The organism is Candidatus Angelobacter sp. (genome assembly GCA_035607015.1).
Taxonomy (GTDB): Bacteria; Verrucomicrobiota; Verrucomicrobiia; order Limisphaerales; family AV2; genus AV2.
Genome location: DATNDF010000320.1, coordinates 1 through 2,721, shown reverse-complemented (window position 1 = coordinate 2,721; position 2,721 = coordinate 1). Strand labels below are relative to the sequence as shown.

Below are 2,721 nucleotides of genomic sequence, written 5' to 3'. Positions count from 1 at the left end.
TCAGGGCCGGCGGGGGCTGGCATTCCCCGGCGCGGAGGGTGAAAAAGAAACGTCCTCCCTTTGGCCTGCGTCCAACCGGTCTCGCGCCGATCGCGTTTCTCTGGAAAAACCTGATCAGTGCCGGACAGGCGTTCACCCTGCGCACATGGCTGCTGCTCGCATTCGTGGCCGTTTGCATCGGCGGGCCGATGGGAGCAAGCCGGCGTACTCCCGAATGGCTGCTGCCAACCGTCGGCATTGTTACCGCCATCCTCGCGGGATATTCACTGCTGCTCGGACCCGCGATTCTGCGTCAGGACCTGCGCCAGGACCTCGTGAATGCGGACGTGCTGAAGATGTACCCGCTCCGCGGCTGGCAGATAGTGCTGGGCGAACTGCTCGCGCCGACGGCGATTCTGACCGGCGCGCAATGGTGCCTCCTCTTACTGGCTGCCACGACGTTCTCACAAACTCCTGGCGGTGGCCTGATCCCATTGGCGAGTCGTCTTTCGATCGGCGTCGGGGCGGCCATCATCGCGCCAACGCTGAATCTGATTTCATTGATCATTCCCAATGCGTCAGTGCTGCTTTTTCCCTCCTGGGTGCAGACCGGTCGGGAGCGTGGCGGCGGGATCGAGGTCATGGGCCAGCGCCTGATCTTCATGCTGGGCTCGGTGCTGATCTTTGCATTTGCACTGGTGCCGGCTGCCGCGCTGTTCGCGCTGGTGCTTTTCGCCATGAAAATCTTTATCAGTATCACAGCGGCCGTACCGCTTGCTGCCGCGTTTGCCGCGATGGTTATGGCAGCGGAAGCTGCCTTCGCCGTCTGGTGGATGGGCAGGTTGTTTGAGCGGTTTGATTTGTCCGCCGAGTCCTTGAGTTAAGCGTCTCCGAACACTGGGTCAAAACAACGATAACGGCCGGCAGGCATGTTGCCGTTCCAGCCCTGCCTTCAAGAGCCGCGCATGTTTGTCTGACGCGGCCCACAAACACCAGCCGGTACAACCGGGGCCGTGGTTTTGGCCCTTCTCTTTGTCAGACTCGTTGTCCCGTCCTGAAAGGCGACAAACCTTTTTACGCCTGAACGACGGGCTCGCAATCGCCTGCGTGACTCCAGATCAGGCACAAAAAGCCTCCCCGCCCATCCGTTGCGCCAAAAAACGCGCTCCGTTTCAAGGGCGCGCTCCGTCAGAATAGAGCCCATACTTCTGGCACCGGTATTGCTTGAATCCGGCCATGTTTATTAAGAACGGCATTTCGGGTATCGCCGGCTTCCTGGACCTGGCAATAGTGCCCATTAAGAGCGCACTTGTTGGGAGGGCAACACCCGGCAGCCGGTCGACTGACACCGGCCCGCGAAAAATCGCCCTGTTGGAGGAGTCGAGCGGGGTGTTCGTTGAGAAGTTGCTCTTTTGCGGAGAAGCCGCAGCCGTCCAATCGAAAGTGATCGAGACGATGAAAGCGGGCCGAAAAATGGTTCTTGAGGGCTTCCAGCTCGATGAAATCGCCGCGTGGTGCTTTCAACACAATTATCGCTGGCGTTTTCATTCACACCCACCGGCAAGGAACGCCTTCATACTCGAACCGGGAAAAGATTTCCGTACGGACGCCAAAGAAGCGGGGGCAGAAAACTGAGGCCAATCGGGCGCTCATTTTTCTGCAACGGGGGTTTCGCGGCTTCAGAGCCGTTTGGCCAGCCGCTCGGCCAGTCGCTGCAATGCCGGCGACCGGTCGAGCGGCCCCAATCGCACATCCAGCAGGCAAAACCCATCCGTAAATCCCCTGGCGCAATTCAATGCCCGGTCCAGTTGTTCTTCCTGTAAACAGGACGCTTGAAGCGCAGGGCCGCATGCAACACGCCGTCGATCTCGTGAAACGCGGTCTGTGGATCGTTTAAAGCGGTCGAAGCGACCGTCAGTTGCTCGAACACCCGTTTCTGGGTATCGAACTCGCGGACCTTGTGATGCAAGAGCGGATTCTTTTCACGCTCCTTGATTCCAGGCGCTCCGCTGATGACCACGACCGGTGACTTTTCCGCAAATGCCTCCGCCGTCGTGTTGGCGACTTTCAGTCCGCCGACGCAATAGGTGACGCAAACAGCGCCAAGGCCGCGCACGCGTGCGTACGCGTCGGCGGCGAAGCCGGCGCCCTGCTCGTCGCATGTGTTTGAAGATCCGCAGCGCGCTGTGCGCGAGTTGCTCATAGAAACCGAGAACGTAATCTCCGGGAATGCCAAGACGTGCCGCAGACCGTGCGCGCGGAGCCTCTGAATCAAATAGCAACCGATACTGTTTGCCTTTTTCATACCTGCCTCCGGTTGAAGGTAACACCGGCGCGTGAACCGGTCAAAAATCGGGAGGCAAATGACCGGGTCAATGATCCCGCGGATGCTCTCCGCCGCCTGCGGGGACTTCCTTACGGCACAAGCCGGGCGCGATAGAAACTGCTGCTGAAGTTCGTTGCCGTGTCGTCCAGAAAATCGAACGTGCCGTCGGCTGCGGCGCTGTTGGTCTTCAACGCGAACCAGTCAACGAAATCCGTGGTCGCGTCAATGGCATACTGGCGCCCCGGCTCGCCGGTCAGCCGCAGAAGAAACGCTCCGTTGGCGACGCGCTGCAGAGCGTCCAGACGGACAGGATATGGTTCAGCCGTAACCGCATAGTTGTCAAACGCCATGAAATTGTTGCCCGGCTGGCCGAGAGTGTCGTTCACCCACACGGCGTCCACGTCGCCAAGGTTCAA

General features: G+C 59.7%; 4 protein-coding genes. 2 read left to right on the top strand and 2 right to left on the bottom strand.

Features of this window, described 5'->3' with window-relative positions; all coding sequences use genetic code 11:
* Positions 1 to 863, top strand: an 863-nt coding sequence (locus VN887_12795; protein ID HXT40884.1) for a hypothetical protein, incomplete at its 5' end; no start/stop codon positions are given.
* Positions 864 to 1,215: 352 nt separating this feature from the next.
* On the top strand, positions 1,216 to 1,614 hold the full coding sequence (locus tag VN887_12790; protein HXT40883.1) for a hypothetical protein: 399 nt from the start codon (positions 1,216 to 1,218) through the stop codon (positions 1,612 to 1,614).
* 157 nt (positions 1,615 to 1,771) lie between these two features.
* Here the strand turns inward: VN887_12790 and VN887_12785 are convergent, their stop codons facing one another.
* Together VN887_12785 and VN887_12780 are read right to left on the bottom strand one after the other, a co-directional pair.
* On the bottom strand, positions 1,772 to 2,284 hold the full coding sequence (locus VN887_12785) for a thiamine pyrophosphate-binding protein (GenBank protein ID HXT40882.1): 513 nt from the start codon (positions 2,282 to 2,284) through the stop codon (positions 1,772 to 1,774).
* Between the two features lie 110 nt (positions 2,285 to 2,394).
* The coding region (locus tag VN887_12780) for a hypothetical protein (GenBank protein ID HXT40881.1) at positions 2,395 to 2,721 on the bottom strand (327 nt) is incomplete at its 5' end.

Excerpts from the sequence above, each read along its gene's own strand:
- VN887_12790 (HXT40883.1), top strand. The coding sequence starts at position 1,216 with ATGTTTATTAAGAACGGCATTTCGGGTATCGCCGGCTTCCTGGACCTG.
- VN887_12785 (HXT40882.1), bottom strand. The coding sequence starts at position 2,284 with ATGAAAAAGGCAAACAGTATCGGTTGCTATTTGATTCAGAGGCTCCGC.